Raw genomic sequence first — 500 nt, 5'->3', positions numbered from 1 at the left:
AAGACTGTACATATTTACAGTATAGCTCCCTGCTGCCAGAATGTTGCCATGTGTACCTACTACGAGGTCCCGGGCCGTGAGCAGCTGGTGCTGCACTTCGGTGACGTGCCCGAGGAAGAGTGGCGCGACAAGATGAGCCCGCTGTACCGTGGGCCGTTCCTGCGGGCCAAGGGCGAAGCCGGGCACGAGTTGGCGGTAGGGCAGTGGGGCATGATCCCGCCGCACTCTAAGACACACATCCCCACTGGCAAGGATGGCAAGCGCCTGAGCACCGTCAACGCCCGGCGCGAAGGGATGGCCAAGTCATGGACCTATGGCGGCCCCTGGCGCAAGGGGCAGCGCTGCATCATCCCCGCCCAGTTATATGTCGAACCCTACTGGGGGACCAAGAAGCACATCCCCTGGCAGTTCGAGCGGGCCGATGGCGAGCCCTGGGGCCTGGCGGGCCTGTGGAGCGAGTGGACCGACCCGGCCACGGGTGAGGTGCTGCCCAGCTACAC

The 500-nt window shown here is 64.6% G+C and carries 1 protein-coding gene; it reads left to right on the top strand.

What is annotated here, in order from left to right; all coding sequences use genetic code 11:
- Window positions 1-48: 48 nt before the first annotated feature.
- Window positions 49-500 (top strand): SOS response-associated peptidase family protein (locus tag AC1Q64_RS25690; RefSeq protein ID WP_492253183.1); only part of this gene is annotated, 452 nt, incomplete at its 3' end.

It is taken from the genome of Acidovorax sp. GW835-FHT14G06, from assembly GCF_058793595.1.
The sequence above is the reverse complement of the archived record's forward strand: the minus strand, read 5'-3'. Positions and strand labels throughout refer to the sequence as shown.